At 69.5% G+C, this 16,506-nt stretch carries 13 protein-coding genes, 1 tRNA gene and 1 other RNA gene; 12 read left to right on the top strand and 3 right to left on the bottom strand.

Annotated elements, in window-relative coordinates:
• The first annotated feature begins 25 nt into the window (after positions 1 to 25).
• A complete protein-coding gene (locus ACSHWB_RS19640; protein ID WP_439663455.1) occupies positions 26 to 2,266 on the top strand; it encodes an RCC1 domain-containing protein in 2,241 nt (746 codons plus the stop codon).
• Between the two features lie 179 nt (positions 2,267 to 2,445).
• On the opposite strand, the gene ACSHWB_RS19645 is transcribed toward ACSHWB_RS19640, so the two are convergent.
• Positions 2,446 to 2,531: transfer RNA gene (locus ACSHWB_RS19645), tRNA-Leu, on the bottom strand.
• A gap of 65 nt (positions 2,532 to 2,596) precedes the next feature.
• Between ACSHWB_RS19645 and ACSHWB_RS19650 the strand changes: the two genes are divergently transcribed.
• The gene (locus ACSHWB_RS19650) at positions 2,597 to 3,667 is read left to right on the top strand and encodes a bifunctional RNase H/acid phosphatase (protein WP_439664633.1); all 1,071 of its coding nucleotides are present in this window, start codon (positions 2,597 to 2,599) and stop codon (positions 3,665 to 3,667) included.
• Between the two features lie 65 nt (positions 3,668 to 3,732).
• Positions 3,733 to 4,665, top strand: coding sequence for a DUF3103 family protein (locus ACSHWB_RS19655; protein ID WP_439663456.1), 933 nt, complete (start codon positions 3,733 to 3,735; stop codon positions 4,663 to 4,665).
• Here ACSHWB_RS19655 and ACSHWB_RS19660 read toward each other — a convergent pair.
• Complete coding sequence (locus tag ACSHWB_RS19660) at positions 4,662 to 5,183, bottom strand: NAD(P)H-dependent oxidoreductase (RefSeq protein ID WP_439663457.1); 522 nt, start codon at positions 5,181 to 5,183, stop codon at positions 4,662 to 4,664. The two genes, ACSHWB_RS19655 and ACSHWB_RS19660, sit on opposite strands and share 4 nt — an antisense overlap.
• 174 nt (positions 5,184 to 5,357) lie before the next feature.
• Here ACSHWB_RS19660 and rnpB point away from each other — a divergent pair.
• The 3 genes from rnpB (at position 5,358) to ACSHWB_RS19675 (ending at position 8,636) form a co-directional block, all read left to right on the top strand.
• Positions 5,358 to 5,749: RNase P RNA component class A (gene rnpB / locus ACSHWB_RS19665), an RNA gene on the top strand.
• 17 nt (positions 5,750 to 5,766) lie between these two features.
• Complete coding sequence (locus ACSHWB_RS19670) at positions 5,767 to 6,891, top strand: threonine synthase (protein ID WP_439663458.1); 1,125 nt, start codon at positions 5,767 to 5,769, stop codon at positions 6,889 to 6,891.
• Positions 6,892 to 7,046: 155 nt separating this feature from the next.
• Positions 7,047 to 8,636: a DUF6345 domain-containing protein gene (locus ACSHWB_RS19675; RefSeq protein ID WP_439663459.1), complete on the top strand. Its 1,590-nt coding sequence runs from the start codon at positions 7,047 to 7,049 to the stop codon at positions 8,634 to 8,636.
• Between the two features lie 49 nt (positions 8,637 to 8,685).
• On the opposite strand, the gene ACSHWB_RS19680 is transcribed toward ACSHWB_RS19675, so the two are convergent.
• Positions 8,686 to 8,949, bottom strand: coding sequence for a hypothetical protein (locus tag ACSHWB_RS19680; protein WP_439663460.1), 264 nt, complete (start codon positions 8,947 to 8,949; stop codon positions 8,686 to 8,688).
• A gap of 415 nt (positions 8,950 to 9,364) precedes the next feature.
• Between ACSHWB_RS19680 and ACSHWB_RS19685 the strand changes: the two genes are divergently transcribed.
• The 6 genes from ACSHWB_RS19685 to ACSHWB_RS19710 are packed head-to-tail and all read left to right on the top strand — an operon-like array spanning position 9,365 to position 16,435.
• Entirely contained in the window at positions 9,365 to 9,643 is a 279-nt protein-coding gene (locus ACSHWB_RS19685; protein WP_170176263.1) for a hypothetical protein, read from the top strand.
• Between the two features lie 3 nt (positions 9,644 to 9,646).
• Positions 9,647 to 10,123: a hypothetical protein gene (locus ACSHWB_RS19690; RefSeq protein WP_439663461.1), complete on the top strand. Its 477-nt coding sequence runs from the start codon at positions 9,647 to 9,649 to the stop codon at positions 10,121 to 10,123.
• Positions 10,124 to 10,142: 19 nt separating this feature from the next.
• Positions 10,143 to 12,959: an ATP-binding protein gene (locus ACSHWB_RS19695; protein ID WP_439664634.1), complete on the top strand. Its 2,817-nt coding sequence runs from the start codon at positions 10,143 to 10,145 to the stop codon at positions 12,957 to 12,959.
• On the top strand, positions 12,956 to 14,821 hold the full coding sequence (locus ACSHWB_RS19700) for a hypothetical protein (protein ID WP_439663462.1): 1,866 nt from the start codon (positions 12,956 to 12,958) through the stop codon (positions 14,819 to 14,821). Before ACSHWB_RS19695 ends, ACSHWB_RS19700 begins: the two co-directional genes overlap by 4 nt.
• A gap of 12 nt (positions 14,822 to 14,833) precedes the next feature.
• Positions 14,834 to 15,430, top strand: a complete 597-nt coding sequence (locus ACSHWB_RS19705) for a hypothetical protein (protein WP_439663463.1) — start codon at positions 14,834 to 14,836, stop codon at positions 15,428 to 15,430.
• A 3-nt stretch (positions 15,431 to 15,433) separates the two neighbouring features.
• Positions 15,434 to 16,435, top strand: coding sequence for a C40 family peptidase (locus ACSHWB_RS19710; RefSeq protein ID WP_439663464.1), 1,002 nt, complete (start codon positions 15,434 to 15,436; stop codon positions 16,433 to 16,435).
• Positions 16,436 to 16,506: the final 71 nt, after the last annotated feature.

Below are 16,506 nucleotides of genomic sequence, written 5' to 3' on the forward strand. Positions count from 1 at the left end.
AATGAAGAGACGTCTCGTGCTGCCTGTGACAGCACTCCTTCTCACCGCGCTGGCCGTGCCCTTGCCGGCCACCGCCGCGGTCGAGCCGGTCGCGTCCGCCTACACCCCGGTGACGCCGGTGCGGCTGCTGGACACGCGCTCGGGGCTCGGTGCGGCAGGGCCGGTGGGAGCCGGGCAGAGCGTCGTGCTGGACCTGTCCGCCCGTACGCCGGTCGGCACCACGGCCGTCGTGCTCAACGTCACCGCGACCCAGCCGACGTCGGTCACGCACGTGATCGTGTGGCCCTCGGGCAGCCCGCGCCCGACCACGTCCAACGTCAACGTCGTCGCCGGGGAGAGCCGGCCGAACCTGGTCACCGTGCGACTGGACCAGAGCCGGAAGGTGAGCCTGTTCAACGCGGCGGGTTCGGTGCACCTGCTGGCGGACCTGGCCGGCCACTACACGTCCGGTGCCGGCGCGCTGTACCAGCCGCTGCCGCCCACGCGGGCCCTGGACACCCGCGACGGGACCGGTGTGAAACCGCGGAACCCGGACGGCTCGCTGCCGTTCGACCTGTCCGGTCTCGTCCCCGCCGACGCGACCGCCGTGACGTTCAACCTGACCGCCACCAACGTCACCGCCAACACGCACGTCATCGCGTGGCCGCACGGCAAGACCCGGCCGGACACGTCGAACCTGAACATGGCGCCGGGGGAGACCCGCGCCAACCTGGTGACCGTCGCGCTGGGCACCGGCCGCACCGTCGACCTGTACAACAACCTGGGCGGCATCGACCTGATCGCCGACCTCGCCGGCTTCTACGTGCCGGGCGAGGGACTCGCCTACTACCCGCTGGACCCCAGGCGGGTCACGGACACGCGCTCGTCTGCCACGATCCGGCCGGACAACCCGCTGAACCTGTGGCTCGACGCGGACGACTCCGTCCCGGCCAACGCGTCCGCGGTCGTGATGAACGTGACGGCGACCGAGTCAACGGCGAACACCCACGTCAGCGTGTCGCCCACCTGGGACTTCAGGTCGTCGACGCTCAACGTCGCCCAGGGCGGCACGGTGCCGAACCTGGCGGTGGTGGTGCTCGGGATGTACGGCACGCTCAACATCAAGCCCAACGCAGGCGCCATGCACATGATCGTCGACCTGGCCGGGTACTTCGCCCCCGCGCCGTCCACCTGCACGACCGGGTGCGTGCTGGCGTGGGGCCAGAGCAACAACGGATCGCTGGGCTCGGGCGGTGGCCTGGGCGAGAACGCGTACTTCGGCGAGCCGACGGCGCGGCCGGTGTCCGGCCTGAGCGGCGTGACGGCCCTCGCCGGGAGCTACGCCCTGCTGGCGGACGGCACGGTGCGGGCGTGGGGCTCGAACAGCTGGGGCGAGCTCGGCGCAGGATGGCACACGTACAACGGGTTCGCGTCGGTCCCGGTCCAGGTCAGGGGGCTGACCGGCGTCACGGCGCTCGCGGCTTCGCAGTGGAACGGCTACGCGCTGCGCTCCGACGGCACCGTGTGGGGCTGGGGCTACAACTACAGCGACCAGCTCGGCCCCCGGTCGACGACCCCGGACGGCATCATCGACCTGCCCGTCCGCATCGGCAGCCTCGACGACGTGGTCGCCATCGCCGCCACCACGGGCACCGGCTACGCGTTGCGCTCGGACGGCACGGTGTGGTCCTGGGGGAACAACTTCGCCGGTGAGCTCGGCAACGGCACGAAGGGCGGCTCCTCGTACATCCCGGTCCAGGTGACCGGCCTGACGGACGTCACGACGATCGTCGCGAACGGCAACGCCCGGTACGCGCTGCGCTCGGACGGCACCGTGTGGTCCTGGGGCAGCAACTCGGAAGGGCAGCTCGGCAACGGCACCGGCACCGGCGAGTCGGGCACCGCGGCTCCGGTGCGGGACCTGACCGGTGTCGTGTCGGTGGCGGCGGCCTACGCGACCGGGATCGCCGTCCGGGCCGACAAGACCGTCGTCGCCTGGGGTTCGCACTACCACGGTGCGGCCGGCATCGGCTTCGCCAACCGGTTGGTTACCGTGCCGACGCGGATCGGGAAGCTGTCCGACGGCAGGGCGGCCGACGTCGCGAAGATCATCGGCACGTACGCGCTGCGGACCGACGGCAGCCTGTGGGGTTGGGGAGGCAACACCTCGTGCCAGTTGGGGTACCGGGACGCCTCCGACGTCACCGAGCCGAAGCTGATCCCCAACCTCCCGCCGATCAAGACGTTCGGCACGACGGGCTCCGCGATCTTCGCGATCACCCGCTGACCACCCCGCCACACGGTCCGTCCACCAGTTCCCGGGAACTGGTGGACGGACCGTGCGGGGAGCGGCCAGGACCCTCGGACATCGCACGCTGGGCAGTTCGGGGCAGTGGTCGCGGCCAGTGCCCCGACAACGCAAAAGAGGCCGTCTGTGCGACGACCTCTTTTGCGTGTGGATAAAGCTGGTGTCCGAGGGGGGACTTGAACCCCCACGCCCTTACGGGCACTAGCACCTCAAGCTAGCGCGTCTGCCATTCCGCCACCCAGACTGATGTGAACAGAATACAGGGCGTCCGGAGGCCCCTGAACGCGGGGTTACGATCGGCCCGTGAAGGTGATCGTCGAGGCTGACGGCGGCTCGCGGGGCAACCCCGGCCCGGCCGGGTACGGCGCGGTCGTGCGCGACAAGCTCAGCGGCGAGACGCTGGCCGAACGCAAGGGTTTCATCGGTGTGGCCACCAACAACGTGGCCGAGTACCAGGGGCTGATCGCGGGGCTGCGGGCGGCCAGGGAGCTCAACGCCGAGACCGTCGACGTGCGGATGGACTCCAAGCTCGTGGTCGAGCAGATGTCCGGGCGCTGGAAGATCAAGCACCCCTCGATGCAGCCGCTCGCACGGGAGGCGCAGGAGGTCGCGGGCTTCTTCCGGAAGGTCGCGTACGAGTGGATCCCGCGCGAGCGCAACAAGCAGGCCGACCGGCTCGCCAACGAGGCCATGGACGGCGAGAACGCGCCGAAAGCCGCCGAAGAGGCCGAGGGGACCAAGCAGCCGCACTGGAGTGGTGCGATGGGGGAGCCCACGCGGGTGATCCTGTTGCGGCACGGGCAGACGAAGCTCTCGGTCGACCGGCGGTACTCGGGGCGCGGTGATCACCCGCTGACGGAGCTCGGGCTGGAGCAGGCGGAGAAGGCGGCAGCGCGACTGTCCAAAGTAGAGGGCATCGCCGCGGTCATCTCGTCGCCGCTGCAACGGGCGCAGCAGACGGCGCAGAAGCTCGCGGACAAGATCGGGCTCGAGGTCGTCACCCATCAGGGGCTCATCGAGACCGACTTCGGCACGTGGGAAGGGCTGACGTTCGCCGAGGCGAGCAAGCAGGACCCCGAGGTGCATCGGCGGTGGCTGGGCGACACGAGCGTGAAGCCGCCGAACGGGGAGAGCTTTGACGAGGTGCACGCGCGGGTGCGCAAGGCGCGGACGGACATCATCGCGCGGTACGGCGGTAAGACGTTGGTGCTGGTCAGCCATGTCACGCCGATCAAGACGATGCTCCGGCAAGCGTTGGACGTCGGGCCGCAGTTCCTGTTCCGGATGCACCTCGACCTCACCGGCGTCTCGATCGCCGAGTTCTACCCCGACGGGCATGCGTCGGTGAAGCTGGTGAACGACACCTCGCACCTGGGTTGACCTGGGATGAAGTAGTCGTTCGGGGGCTTGCCGCACCACACGACGGGTCTCCACGATCCGGAGACATGAGAGCCAACACCCTGCGCGCCACTCTCGTCGCCCTGCTGGTCGCCGCCGCCGTGCCCACCGGTACGGCCGCGGCGGCGCCCACCGTCCAGAAGATCCTCGACCGGCTCGCCCACGACGTCGCCACGTCGGGCACCGGCACCATCGCCGCCGCCGAACGGAAGATCGCCGAGGCCAAAGGCCTGCCGGACGGTCAGGGGCTCGTCACGACACGTCGTGTCGGCGGACTCAAAGGTGAACTGCTCGTCGCGGCCGCACCCGACGACGACAACGCCACGAAGCTCAAGGCCTACGACCGCAAGGGCAACACGCACGAGCTGACGACGGCGCACGAGCCGGACCAGCCGCTCGTGCTCATCGACATCGACGTCGAGAAGGCCGCGAAGCGCGGCATGGACGTGATCCGTCAGGCCATGCCCACGCCGCAGACGGGACAGCTGGCCGGCTACTGGGCCACGCAGGTCACCCGGGTCCGGGTCAGCGACGTGCAGGAACCCTGGTTCAAGGGGGACGCGGAGATCTTCGCGCTGGTGTCCGGCTTCGGGCTCGACGGCAAGGTCCGCGTCGACCCGGTCACCATGCCGTACCTCGACGAAGAGAACACGACGTACGCGCCGAACCAGCTCCTCGTGCACTGGAACAACTACAAGTACGACCTCGCCGACGTCGTGATGATGGAGGACGACGGCGACACGAACTACAAGGCGCTCGCCCAGGCTCTGGTGGCGGCGCTGCTGACCATCGTCGACGGTGGCGCGTACATCCCGCTGGTGAGCGCGGTCCTCGACGCCATCCCGGACAGCTGGTACACCGACGATCCCGACTACGTGGAGTCCTGGTACACGCTGTCCGAACAGGGCGCCGGCGTGGTCAACGGTGCTTCCGGCCGGGGATGGATGGAAACGCGGCCCTACTTCGTGCGCGAGCTCTAGCTGACCTTGCGCAGCCGTGGCCTCAGCGCCGCGGCGAACCGGTCGGCCGCCGCCTCCAGCGCGGCGGCCGCGCCGGGCGTTCCCACGTTCTGGTCCAGCACGAACTCGCCGCGCACCACCTGGTCCGCGCCCTTGGCCGCGAGCAACGGGTGCAGCGCGTAGTCCATCGCTACGAGGAAGCCCTGGCTGCCGCCCGTCGCCAGCGGTAGCACGGCGCGGCCGCGCAACGCCTTCTTCGGCAGCAGGTCGAGCAACGCCTTCACCAGGCCGCTGTACGCCGCGCGGTACACGGGCGAGGCGACCACCAGGCCGTCCGCGGCCAGCACGCTGCTCACGGCGCCGGAGATCTCCGGGTCGCGCAGGTCCTCGGTGAGCAGCGACAACGTCGGCAGCGCGCGCACGTCGAGCAACGACACGCGGTGCCCGGCGGCCCGCAGGTGTTCCTCCACGAACGACACGACGACACCGGTCGGCGCGGAGTGGGACGGCGCGCCGGAGATGATCAGCAGATCGGACATGACAAGGCACTCCCTGAGGTCGTGGCGACGAAGGACGCACTCAGAGAAGGCAACACAGGCTTGCTGCCACGCGGCCGTAGTCGACGTGGCGACGTCGTGTCATGGCTGAAGTCAACCAACGTCCGCACCGGTGGACAACCGGTTCCAGTCGCTGGGATATCCTCGGGAAGCGGATGAGTCGGCAGGGCGGCCGCGGCGCGCGAGCGTCGAGGAAAGTCCGGACTCCACAGGGCAGGGTGGTTGTTAACGGCAACCAGGGGCGACCCTCGGGACAGTGCCACAGAGAACAGACCGCCACGGCGCAAGCCGCGGTAAGGGTGAAACGGTGGTGTAAGAGACCACCAGCGCCCCAGGTGACTGGGGCGGCTAGGTAAACCCCACCCGGAGCAAGGCCAAGAGGGCACCGGATCGCGAGTGATGGTGCTGCGCGAGCGTTCGAGGGCTGCCCGCCCGATGCTCGCGGGTAGGCCGCTAGAGCCTGTCGGCAACGGCAGGCCCAGATGGATGGCCGCCGACTGGGACCTCGGTCCCACGAACAGGATCCGGCTTACATGCCGGCTCATCCGCCTGTATGCATGAAGTCATGCTCTCGCATCTGGAATGCGCCCGTTGCGGCCTCCGGCACGACGCCGACGTGGTCCAGAACCTCTGCCACGAGTGCGCGTCGCCGTTGCTGGCGCGCTACGACCTCACGCGGGTGGCCCGCCCGACCGCCGAGAACTCGCTGTGGCGCTACCGCGACGTGCTGCCGGTCCGCGACCCCGACCCGGCGTTCAGCCTCGGCGAGGGCATGACGCCGCTCGTGCCGTTGCCCGTGCTGAGCCGGGCGTTGGACGCGAAGATCCTCATGAAGGACGAGTCGCTCATCCCGACCGGCTCGTTCAAGGCCCGTGGCGCGGCCGTCGGCGTGGCGAGGGCCAGGGAACTGGGCATCGAGGGAATCAAGATGCCGACCAACGGCAACGCGGGCGCCGCCTGGGCCCTGTACGCGGCGCGCGCCGACCTGCGCAGCGTCATCGCGATGCCGGAGGACGCTCCGCTGATCACCCGCGAGGAGGTCGAGGCGAGCGGCGCCGAACTGCGGATCGTGCCGGGCACCATCGCCGACGCGGGCAAGGCGATCGCGGACGTCGACCTGTTCGACGCATCGACCCTGCGCGAGCCGTACCGCATCGAGGGCAAGAAGACGATGGGCTACGAGATCGTCGAGCAGCTCGGCTGGCGCGTGCCCGACGTGATCGTCTACCCGACCGGTGGCGGGGTCGGCCTGATCGGGATTCACAAGGCGCTGCACGAGATGCGGGAGCTCGGCTGGATCGAGGGAAGGCTGCCGCGACTCGTCGCCGTGCAGTCCACCGGGTGCGCGCCGATCGTGAAGGCGTTCGACGAGGGCGAGGCCGAGTCGGCCTTCTGGGACGCCGCCTACACCGACGCGTTCGGCATCAACGTGCCGAAACCGTTGGGGGACTTCATCATCCTGCGGGCCATCAGGGAGACCAACGGCACGGCGGTGGCGGTGACCGACGAGCAGATCGCGGCCGACCGCGCCGAGACCGCCCGGCGGGAAGGCGTGTTCCTGTGCCCGGAGGGCGCCGCGACGATCAGCGCGGTCCGGGTGCTGCGGGCGAACGACTGGATCAAGGCCGACGACGAAGTGGTCGTGCTGAACACCGGTGCGGGCATCAAATACCCAGGTGTCCGCCTCTAGGTCCTTCGCTGCCCCAAGGGTGTTACAGAATTTCGGCCGTTCGAGTGGTGCGGCCGCCGTAACTGCCCACTCTCGGTATCACGGCGAATAACCGCAGATCCTCCTGTCAGACGGTCGGCCCCTGCAGCCGGCCGTCCCCAAGGGAGGGAACAGACATGCAACGCAAGCTGACGGTCGTGCTGGCCCTGTCCAGCCTCGTCACCGCTGGAGTCGTCGGCGTCGCGACTGCGGACGCCACGGAACTGCCCGTCTACGGGGTGAAGAGCTCCGGTCTCGACCAGGAACAGGCGCAGAAGCTGCAACGGGCGTTCGGCCTCAAAGACGTCCAGAGAGCCGAGTCCGGCGCGGTGTCCTTCGCGGACGAGCAGCGCTACCAGTACCTGCCGACCGTCGACAAAGGACAGGGCAAGCCCGACGAGGACGGCAACGCCACCACGCAGACCGCGCTCGACACCGAGGCGATCAAGCGCATCAAGACCGTTCCGGCCGAGGAGGCCACCAAGCGCGCGCAGGAAGGCCTGAGGGCGGCGGGTGTGCTGCCGGACAACGCGACGCCGAGCGCGCAGCACACCACGTTCGAGCTCTCGGACGTCAACGGGCGCAACGCACTCACGGCGAACCTCGACACGAGCGTCTCCTACACGTTCCAGCTCGACGGTCTTCCGCTGGAGGGCGAGGGCGCGAACATCCGCGTCTCGTTCGACGCGCAGGGCGTGACCGCGGTCAGCCACGCCGCCCGCACCTACGACAAGGCCGGCTCCGTCAAGGTGAACGACCTCGCCTACGGCGCCAAGCTGTGCCAGAAGTACCTGGGCGCCTCGGTGAAGCCCGACGTGAGCTACGTCTACGTGGCCCCGCCGCTGGAGGACGAGGTCGACAAGATCGAGCCTTCCTTCCGCTGCTCCGGCCGCAACGACGACGGTGGCGCACCCCAGGCCATCACCCTGCCCGCCGCGGTCGGCGCCGAGCTGCCGCAGCCGGGACCCGGCCAGGAGCCGAGGCCGGAAGGGCAGCAGTTCAAGTCCCAGGGCGTCGGCACGCAGGTCGGCAGCGAGGGCACCGGCAACTGCTCCGGCCTGCCCAACACCGTCGCCAACATCGGCACCTTCACCACCGAGGCCGGCAACCACGGCATCACCAGCGACTTCAGCTGGCTCAACGGCAACGCGTGGGAGAGCGACTTCAAGGACCCGATGTTCGCCGGCGGTGACGACACCAACTGGGCCGACGACGTCGACCTCACCTACTGGCAGGGCCACGGCTCCGGCACCGGCTTCTACTTCACCGGTTGCTCCAACCACACCGACGACAAGCTCGCGAACACCGACGCGCGCTGGGGCCAGAACGACGTCGAGTGGATGAGCCTCTTCACCTGCCTGATCCTCGAGAACAGCACCGGCGGCCAGACCTGGGCGCAGCGCTGGGGCCAGGCGTTCCGCGGCCTGCACCAGATCAACAGCTTCACGACCGTCAGCTACAACTCCGCCAACCACGGCGGCAAGTTCGGTCACTACATGTGGCGCTCGCCGTTCCTGTGGTGGAACAACCCGATGAAGGTCCGCGACGCGTGGGCGCAGGCCAGCATCGACACCCAGCCCGCGTCCGTCCGCTGGGCGACCATGGGTCCCGTCACCTCGTCGGGTGGCCTGGGCAACTTCAACGACTACTTCTGGGGCAAGGGCACGGGCGTCGGCCCCGACTACGCCTCGACCGGCCTGTTCTGGCGGATCTCCGGCGCCTCCTAGGAGCCGCCGAACCCTCGAAGAAGCCCGGTGACCTCGCGGTCGCCGGGCTTCACCGGTTCGCGGGCCGTCCCGAGGGCATCCTCAGCACCGGCCGGAACGGCTCCCCGGCGTTGTAGAGCTCCTCCAGTTCGGTCACGTAGGCCAGCACCGCCGGGTTCACGATGTCGGCCAGCGACCGGACCCCTGCCTGCGGCTCGTACGACGCGAGGTAGGTGGCCGCCGCACGCGCACGTTCCAGCACCGACCTGTCGAAGTTGATGGTCCTTTGGACCCGGCGCCGGGATTGCACGCTCTGCCCGGTAGGCTCGTCCACGCCTGGAGCATTAGGGGAGGCTGTGATTCCGTCCACACTTCCATCCGGCACGAGGTCAGGTTCGAGCATGGGCGAATCTCCTCGGAGTCGTCGCTCCGGCGCGCGCCCGCGGCGAGGTCGCGAACCGGCCGATCAGGGCGTTCACATGGGTGTACACGTGCCCGTGTTTGAGACGCACGCACTGTGGGTGACCAGGGCGTTCGCAGTCGGGTGAACCTTGCCAGCGACGGAGAGAATCTCGATCCGGGTGTTCCCCACTGACGTCTCCTCAGTGATGATGTGTCGGCCAGATTAGACGTAATTCCTCCCAGGGGGAACGGCCAGATGATCTACACCCCGCAGCAACAGCCCCACACGTCGTGACGAACTCGTGTTCTACTCGTAGCGCAAGCCCCCGCGCACTCTGGAGTACCGAATGACCGCCATGGACCTGGTGACACTCGCTCAGCAGCAGCCGACGGTGCCGGGCACAAGCAATGTCCGTGACTGGATCCTGAACAACATCGTCCCCCTGCTGCTGCTGACGGTCGCGCTGCTCCTGCTCTGGCTGGGAGGCGGCAAGGGCGACAACGCGGGTGTCATGCGCCGCCTGGGCGGTGTGATCGTCGCGCTGGCCATCATCGGCCTCGCCGTCACCACAGACGCCGGCGCGAACATCGGCAAGTGGCTCGCCGGCTTGTTCGTCGGAGGCTGATCCGTGCGGGTCCGCACTGACGACGAGGTCTACCGGGTCGACGCCGTCTGGCTCGGCCCGCCCAAAGCGACGTTTCCCTGGCGCGCGCGATACGTCGCGTGGGGTGTCGGGATCGTCGTTTTCCTCGTCGTACTCACGATCGAGCGGCAGATGGGCGTCGGGTTCGGGTTCTTCTCGACCGCGTGGGCCCTGGTCGCGACGATCATCCTCACTCGTTTCATCACCCAGCGGATCAGCCATGAACGGCCCCTCACGGCCGTCATGTCGATGTGGGTCCGCGAGCTGACGGCACCTCGAGAGCGCACGGCTAGCACCGGCGGAGCGGCCAGTGCCGCCCGGATCCGGGTCAACCCGCAGCGGCCTCGTCCCAAGTTGAGCAAGAAACAACAACGACGGGCGAGACAGCAGGCCCAGCCCCGCCGGACGTCAGACAGCCGTAAGAAGGAGGTTCGCGGTGTTCGGACGCCGGCGAGACCGTGACCGTCGCTCCGCCCAGCACATCGCCCAGCACGCCGCGGCCGACCCCCGCGCGCGTGACCAAGCCGCGTACTCGAAGCGTGGACGCCGCCTGCCCGGCGAGCAGTCCGTGCCGAGCTACACACCGTCGATCGCCGCCCGCAGCATCGACGGTCATCTGCTGCGCACCGGCCAGGAGGTCTACGCCTGGTACCGGCTCGCGCCGCAGCGCTGGTCGTTCCGCAGCGACTCGCAGCGCCAGGACCTGATCGCCGCCATCGCCGGGCAGTACGCCGAGCTGCAGGGGCGCTGGATGCACCTGCGCGTCACCACGCGGCCGTACCCCATCCGCATGTGGGCGGAGGCGCACGTGCACAACGCCGTCAAGCGCCTGCCGGACACCCCCGGCACGCTGTCGTTCGACGACTACATGGTCGGCGAGCAGCAGCAGCTCATGGGCCGCTCGATGGCGGAGAAAGAGGTCTACCTGGGCGTCCAGGTGCAGACCCGCAACATGATGGACCGCGCCGTCGAACGCGCGGCCCCCGTCCTGCGCAAGGTCTTCCCCGACGCCGTCGACGCCGAGCTCGTCGCGCTGGACTCCGAGGTCGAGCACCTCGACCAGGTCATCGGCTCCGCGGGTCTCGAAGGCCGTCCCGCGACGGCCGAGGAGATGTCCTGGCTGATGCACCGGTCGTGCTCGCTGGGCCTGCCCGCGCCGCGCAACCTGCCCGCCGTGCCGGGTGCCGCGTGGGAACCGGAGGACCTGGCGTCGTTCACCGACGCCGCGGACTTCCACCAGGAGCCCTACTCGCCGACGGTGACCGTGCGCGGCCGCACCGGCTCGAACGCGGGCATCAAGCGGCACGTCGCCGTGCTCACCGTGGGACTCATGCACGGCCTGCAGATCCCCGAGGTCGACGACCCGTGGGTGCAGCGCGCGGACCGGCTCCCGGCCTCCGTCGAGTGGTCCGCCCGCATCTACGTGCGCAAGCCCGAAGAGGTCTCGGGTGAGCTGTCGCGGCAGATGAGCAAGGTCCGCTCGCAGGTCCGGCACTACACCGACGAGCACGAGCTGGAGCCGCCGCAGTCGCTGGCCCGCCAGGCCGGTCGCGTGCTGGAGATCGACGACGAGATGACGTCGGGCTTCACCGCGCTGGGCACCCGGGTGCGCAGCTGGTGGCGCCTGGCGGTGTCCGGCCCGACCGAACGCGAGGCGCTGCGCCTGGCCCAGTCGCTGCTGGAGCTGTACAAGCCGAAGGTCTCGATCGACCACCCCGAGGCCCAGTACGCGATCGCCCGCGAGTTCATCCCCGGCGAGCCGCTGTCCAACGGCGCGTACCTGCGCCGCGGCAGCGTGTTGTGGGCCGCGTCCGCTGTGCCGACCGCGACGGCCGAGGTCGGTGACCGCCGGGGGATCCTGCTCGGCGAGACCGTCACCGCCACCCGCCGCCCGGTCGCGTGGGACCCGTGGATGGCGCAGGAGCTGCGGGACGCCTCTGGCCTGACGGCGATGGTCGCGGGCCTGGGTGCCGGTAAGTCGTTCCTCGGCGGCGGCATGGTCTACAAGACCCTGCGGGCCGGCGCGCACTGGACGTTGCTCGACCCGTCCGGACCGCTCTCGGCGTTGTGCGACCTGCCGGAGCTGCGGCCCTACGCGCGTCCGATCAACCTGCTCAACGCCCAGCCCGGCATCCTGAACCCGTACCGGGTGGTCGCCGAGCCCATGCTCGACCACTTCCTCGACGAGGACGACCCGGAACGGGCCTGGCGCAGGGAGAAGGCCCTCGCGGCCGCCACCCGCCGCCGTCTCGTGCTGGACGTGCTCACCGGCCTGCTGCCGTTCGAGGTCGCCCGCCTGCCCCAGACGCGCATCGTGCTGCTGCGTGCCGTCCGCACGGTCGGTGGCCGCTTCGACGCGCACCCCGGTCTCGTCTTCGAGGCGCTGCGCCGGGACGCGTCCGAGCACCACGAGCACGCCGTCGTCGTCGCGGACTTCCTCGACGAGATGCGCGAGCGCATGTCGTTGCTGATCCCCGAGGAGAACCACGACCCGTACAACGAGGTGCGCGACGACCGCCTCACCGTCCTGACGATGGCGGGCCTGAACCTGCCGAAGGACGGCGTCGGCCGCGAGCACTGGACCGACGCGGAGTCGCTCGGCGTCGAGATGCTGAACCTCGCCGCCTGGCTCACCCAGCGCTCGATCTACGAGAAGCCGAAGGACCAGCGCAAGGGCGTCTGGATCGACGAGGCGTTCTTCCTCTCCGAGGTCCCGACCGGTCGCGTGCTGATGAACCGCTTCGCGCGTGACTCGCGAAAGTGGAACGTCCGAGTGCTGCTGTCGTCGCAGATCCCCGCGGACTTCCTCAGGATCCAGGGCTTCGTCGCCCTGCTCGACTCGGTCTTCGTAGGCCGTCTCGACGACGACCAGGCGCAGGCGGACGCGCTGCGGCTGCTCAAGGTGCCGGTCGGCGCCGGGTACGAGCAGGTCGTCGCGTCGCTCGGCCGCCGCCCCGGTGGCGACCGCAACGCGACCGAACGCGACCGCGCGCCCCGTCAGTTCATCTTCGGTGACGGTGCCGGTGGCGTGGAGCGGATCCGCATCGACTTCAGCGGCCCGCACCTGGAGCACCTGCGCAACGCCCTCGACACGACCCCCGACGCCAAGCGCGACAACGGCAAGGGCGAGATCGTGCCGGTGGACGACGACGCGGCCCCGAAGCCGCCCGCCTACGTGCCCGACGAGATCGACGACGAACTGGCGGCGGACATGGAGCTAGGACTCACGGAGGAAGAAGAGGCCCATCTGGTGGGCCACGGTGACGGCTCCAACCGCCGCCGGGACGGCGGCGCATGACGGCGCTGACGATCGTGCTCGCGATCGCCGCCTTGCTCTGGGCAAGGCGGCGGTTCGCGCTGCGCGCGTCAGCACGCACCAGGTCGGTCGGCCTCGTCGCGGCCATCCTGGCGTTGCAGGTGGTGATGGGTGCCCCGATGGCGCACGCCCAATCCTGTGGCGAGGCACCAAATCCGGAACGGCCGGGCGCGGGCATGGTCGGCGCGCTCGACCCGCCCGTCGGCAACGGTCTGCCCGGCTCGCCGTACCTCGAGTACGGCTACGCGGGCATGGTCTGGCACAACTACCAGGCCAAGTGCGGTGTCCTGCCGGACGCCAACGCCACGCTCGACACGTGGGCCGGCAACGAGCTCTTCAGCATCGGCAAGAACATCGTCGGTGCCACGAACGCGCTGCACTACACGGTGATGGGCCGCGGTCTGCTGGTCCCGCTGGACGACGCCGTGAAGAACGGCGTGCAGAAGGTCTACGACAACGTCTACCTGCGCTGGTTCGGCCTGGTAGCGCTGCTTCTGGCGATCCTGATGTTCCGGCAGATCTGGACCGGCGACTTCGCCGCGATCTCCAAACGCGGGCTCTGGGCGCTGGCAGCCATGTGGCTGGCGACGTCCACCTTGGCGCTGCCCCAGTTCTACAACCTCCTCGACAACACGCTGGTCTCCAAGACATCGGAGATCCAGGCGGGGTTCATCGAGGCGCCTGAAGAACAAGGCACGCTCCACGTCCTACCGACGAAACTGCACGACGCCGTCGTCTACCAGAGCTGGCTGCGCGGCGCGTTCGGCACGCCGGAGGCACCGCAGGCCGCCGAGTACGGCCCGCGCATCCTCAAGACGCAGGCCTGGACGACGACGGAGATCGCCGAGCACAAGGACGCCGACCAGGCAGCCCTGGAGGCGAAGAAGGCCGAGTGGAAGGCACTGGAGGCCCAGCTCGGCACCTCGAAGGGCTACTTCGACGGCACCGACGGCAGCCGCACCGGCGCCGGGTTCCTCGCACTGCTGCAGTCGGTCGCGTTCTCGCTGTTCCAGCTGTTCGCGAAGGCCGCGGTGCTGCTGGCCCAGCTGCTGCTGCGCATCCTGACGCTCGCCGGGCCGCTCATCGGTCTCGTCGCGCTGCTGCACCACGACCTGCTGCGCAAGGTCGCCCGCGCGGCCGCCGTGACGGTCTTCAACGTGCTGGTGCTCGCGGTCCTCGCGGGTGTCCACGCGTTGCTGCTGCAGGCGATCTTCAACGCGACCGGGCTGTCGTTGCTGACGCGGACGTTGCTCGGCCTGATGCTGACACTCGTGTGCTTCGTGATCGGCAAACCGTTGCGCCGCATGTGGCAGATGGTCGAGATGTCGGTCGGGTCGGCCAGCAACGTCCTGCCGATGAGCGGTGGCGTCTGGTCGAAGATGACGGGCCGCAAGAAGCAGGCCGGTCCGACGCCGCAGGACGAGTTCTGGGAGTCCGTGCGGGACAGCGACGCCGAGGGCGACGCGACCCCGCAGCGCGGCCGCGGCCGGGTGCGCCCGGAGGCCTCGAACCCGGTCATGGCGACGGCGCAGCGGCTCGACCGCGACTCGCAGCCCGGCCAGATCATCAGCGGCCCGGACGGCTCCGGCGTGCGTGCGGGGGCGTTGCCCTCCGGCTCCGGCCCGGCGGCGTTGCCCGCGGCCCGTTCGCGCGTGGTGGACAGCCCGACGGTCACCGACCGGCAGTGGGACCGGGTCGACGACGCGGTGCTCGTGCCGTCGCGGTCCAACGGCTACTCCGCCCCGGTGCAGGAACCTCGCAGAGCAGAGACAGAAGTGGTGGCAGGGCGTCCGGTGCACGTGATCTACCGACCGTCGCGCGGTTTCGAAGTCAGGGACAACTGAAGGGAGGCGTAGGTGCCGATCCGGACCAACCGCGGCCGTGCCGCGGTCTACCGCAGGCTGTGGGGCTGGCCGCTGCGTTCCCCGCGGCACCTGGCTGCCTCGATCATCATCTTCGTGGTGCTGGTCGTCGCGCTCGGCGTGATCATCCCGAAGGTGCTCGACCGCAAGCCCACCGACCCGTCCGCCGCCGGGCAGACCTCGACGTCGTCGCAGGGCAACCAGGTCGGTCAGCTGCCGGCCAGCGGCACCTCGCTGCCGACCAAGCTGCCGGCGCCGTCCAACTCCGCGAAGGCGGCGCCGCCTGCCGCCGACGCGCAGCTCGTGGCCGAGCTGTGGGCGGAGACCTGGGTCAAGCCGCCGCCGAACAACGACGTCAACAAGTGGCTCAAGCAGCTCGAGGAGTTCACGACCCCCGAGTTCCTCGCGCAGATGGCCACCATCGACCCGAGGAACGTGCCGGACAGGCTCACCGACAAGGTCAAGGCCGTGAAGTCGACGACGTCGTCGATCGACTTCGAGGTCACCACTGACCTGGGCAAGGTGCGCATCACGCTGGTCAAGGCGCCGGACGGGAAGTGGCGCGTGAACAGCTACACGAAGGCGGACTGACTCATGCGCGTGATGTTGCTGATCGGGGCGCTGGCTGCGGTCGTGGTGATCGCCGTGGCGACGTCGGGCGTGACGCAGGTCGTCAGCAACTCCACGAACCCCGCCGCGGGCGCGAACCTCCTGCGGATGAGCTGCAACGCCGCCATCGGACCGTGGGACGGCGACGGCGGCGACAAGGGCCGTTACGACGCCTCGCGCCTCAACGACGAACAGCGCAACATCGTCGCGCGCATCATCTCCATCGGCCAGGAGCGCAAGCTGCCCCCGCTGGCGTGGCAGATCGCGATCCAGGCGGGCATGACCGAGTCGGGCCTGCGCCCGTTGAACTACGGCGACCGCGACTCGCTCGGCATCTTCCAGATGCGTCCCTCGATGGGCTGGGGGTCACCCGCGGAGGTGACGGACCCGACGTACGCGATCAACAAGTTCTACGACGTGCTGCTGAAGGTGCCGGACTGGGAGAACAAGCGCCCCGGTGACTCGGCGCAGGCCGTGGAGCGGTCGGCGTACCCGGACCGGTACCACAACTGGGAGGCCATGGCGGCGTTCCTGCTGGGCGAGCTCGGTGCGATCACCGACCCGGCCGGCTGCGGTTCGGGCGCGGGTGCGTTCCTGCTGGCCTCGAACGCGGCGGGCATCGCGATCCAGTTCACCAAGGAACAGCTGGGCGAGCCGTACCTGTGGGGCGGCAACGGCCCGGACGCGTGGGACTGCTCGGGCATCCTGGTGAAGGCGTTCGGCGCGGCCGGCGTCAGCATCCCGCGAGTGGCGAACGACCAGTACGAGAAGGGCGGCGCCCATCTCCCGGTGCGCGACGCCCAGGCAGGTGACCTGATCTTCTGGGCGACCGACACGTCGAACCCGCGCACGGTGCACCACGTGGCCATGTACCTCGGCGGCGACGAGTACATCCACGCACCCCAGACGGGTGATGTCGTGAAGATCAGCAAGGTCAACTGGGACTATTACGAGTTGATGCCGCTGGCCGTCCGGCCGGGCGTGTAGATCGCGGGGAGGCGCTACATGTACAACCACGACCCCATCCCGAGGCCTTCCGGACCACCCGCGTCGAGCAC

The organism is Lentzea sp. HUAS TT2 (assembly GCF_051853195.1).
Lineage (GTDB): Bacteria > Actinomycetota > Actinomycetes > Mycobacteriales > Pseudonocardiaceae > Lentzea.

Coding starts and splice junctions, on each gene's coding strand:
- ACSHWB_RS19675 (WP_439663459.1), top strand. CDS start 7,047: ATGCAACGCAAGCTGACGGTCGTGCTGGCCCTGTCCAGCCTCGTCACC.
- ACSHWB_RS19685 (WP_170176263.1), top strand. CDS start 9,365: ATGACCGCCATGGACCTGGTGACACTCGCTCAGCAGCAGCCGACGGTG.
- ACSHWB_RS19710 (WP_439663464.1), top strand. CDS start 15,434: ATGCGCGTGATGTTGCTGATCGGGGCGCTGGCTGCGGTCGTGGTGATC.
- ACSHWB_RS19670 (WP_439663458.1), top strand. CDS start 5,767: ATGCTCTCGCATCTGGAATGCGCCCGTTGCGGCCTCCGGCACGACGCC.
- ACSHWB_RS19655 (WP_439663456.1), top strand. CDS start 3,733: ATGAGAGCCAACACCCTGCGCGCCACTCTCGTCGCCCTGCTGGTCGCC.
- ACSHWB_RS19660 (WP_439663457.1), bottom strand. CDS start 5,183: ATGTCCGATCTGCTGATCATCTCCGGCGCGCCGTCCCACTCCGCGCCG.
- ACSHWB_RS19700 (WP_439663462.1), top strand. CDS start 12,956: ATGACGGCGCTGACGATCGTGCTCGCGATCGCCGCCTTGCTCTGGGCA.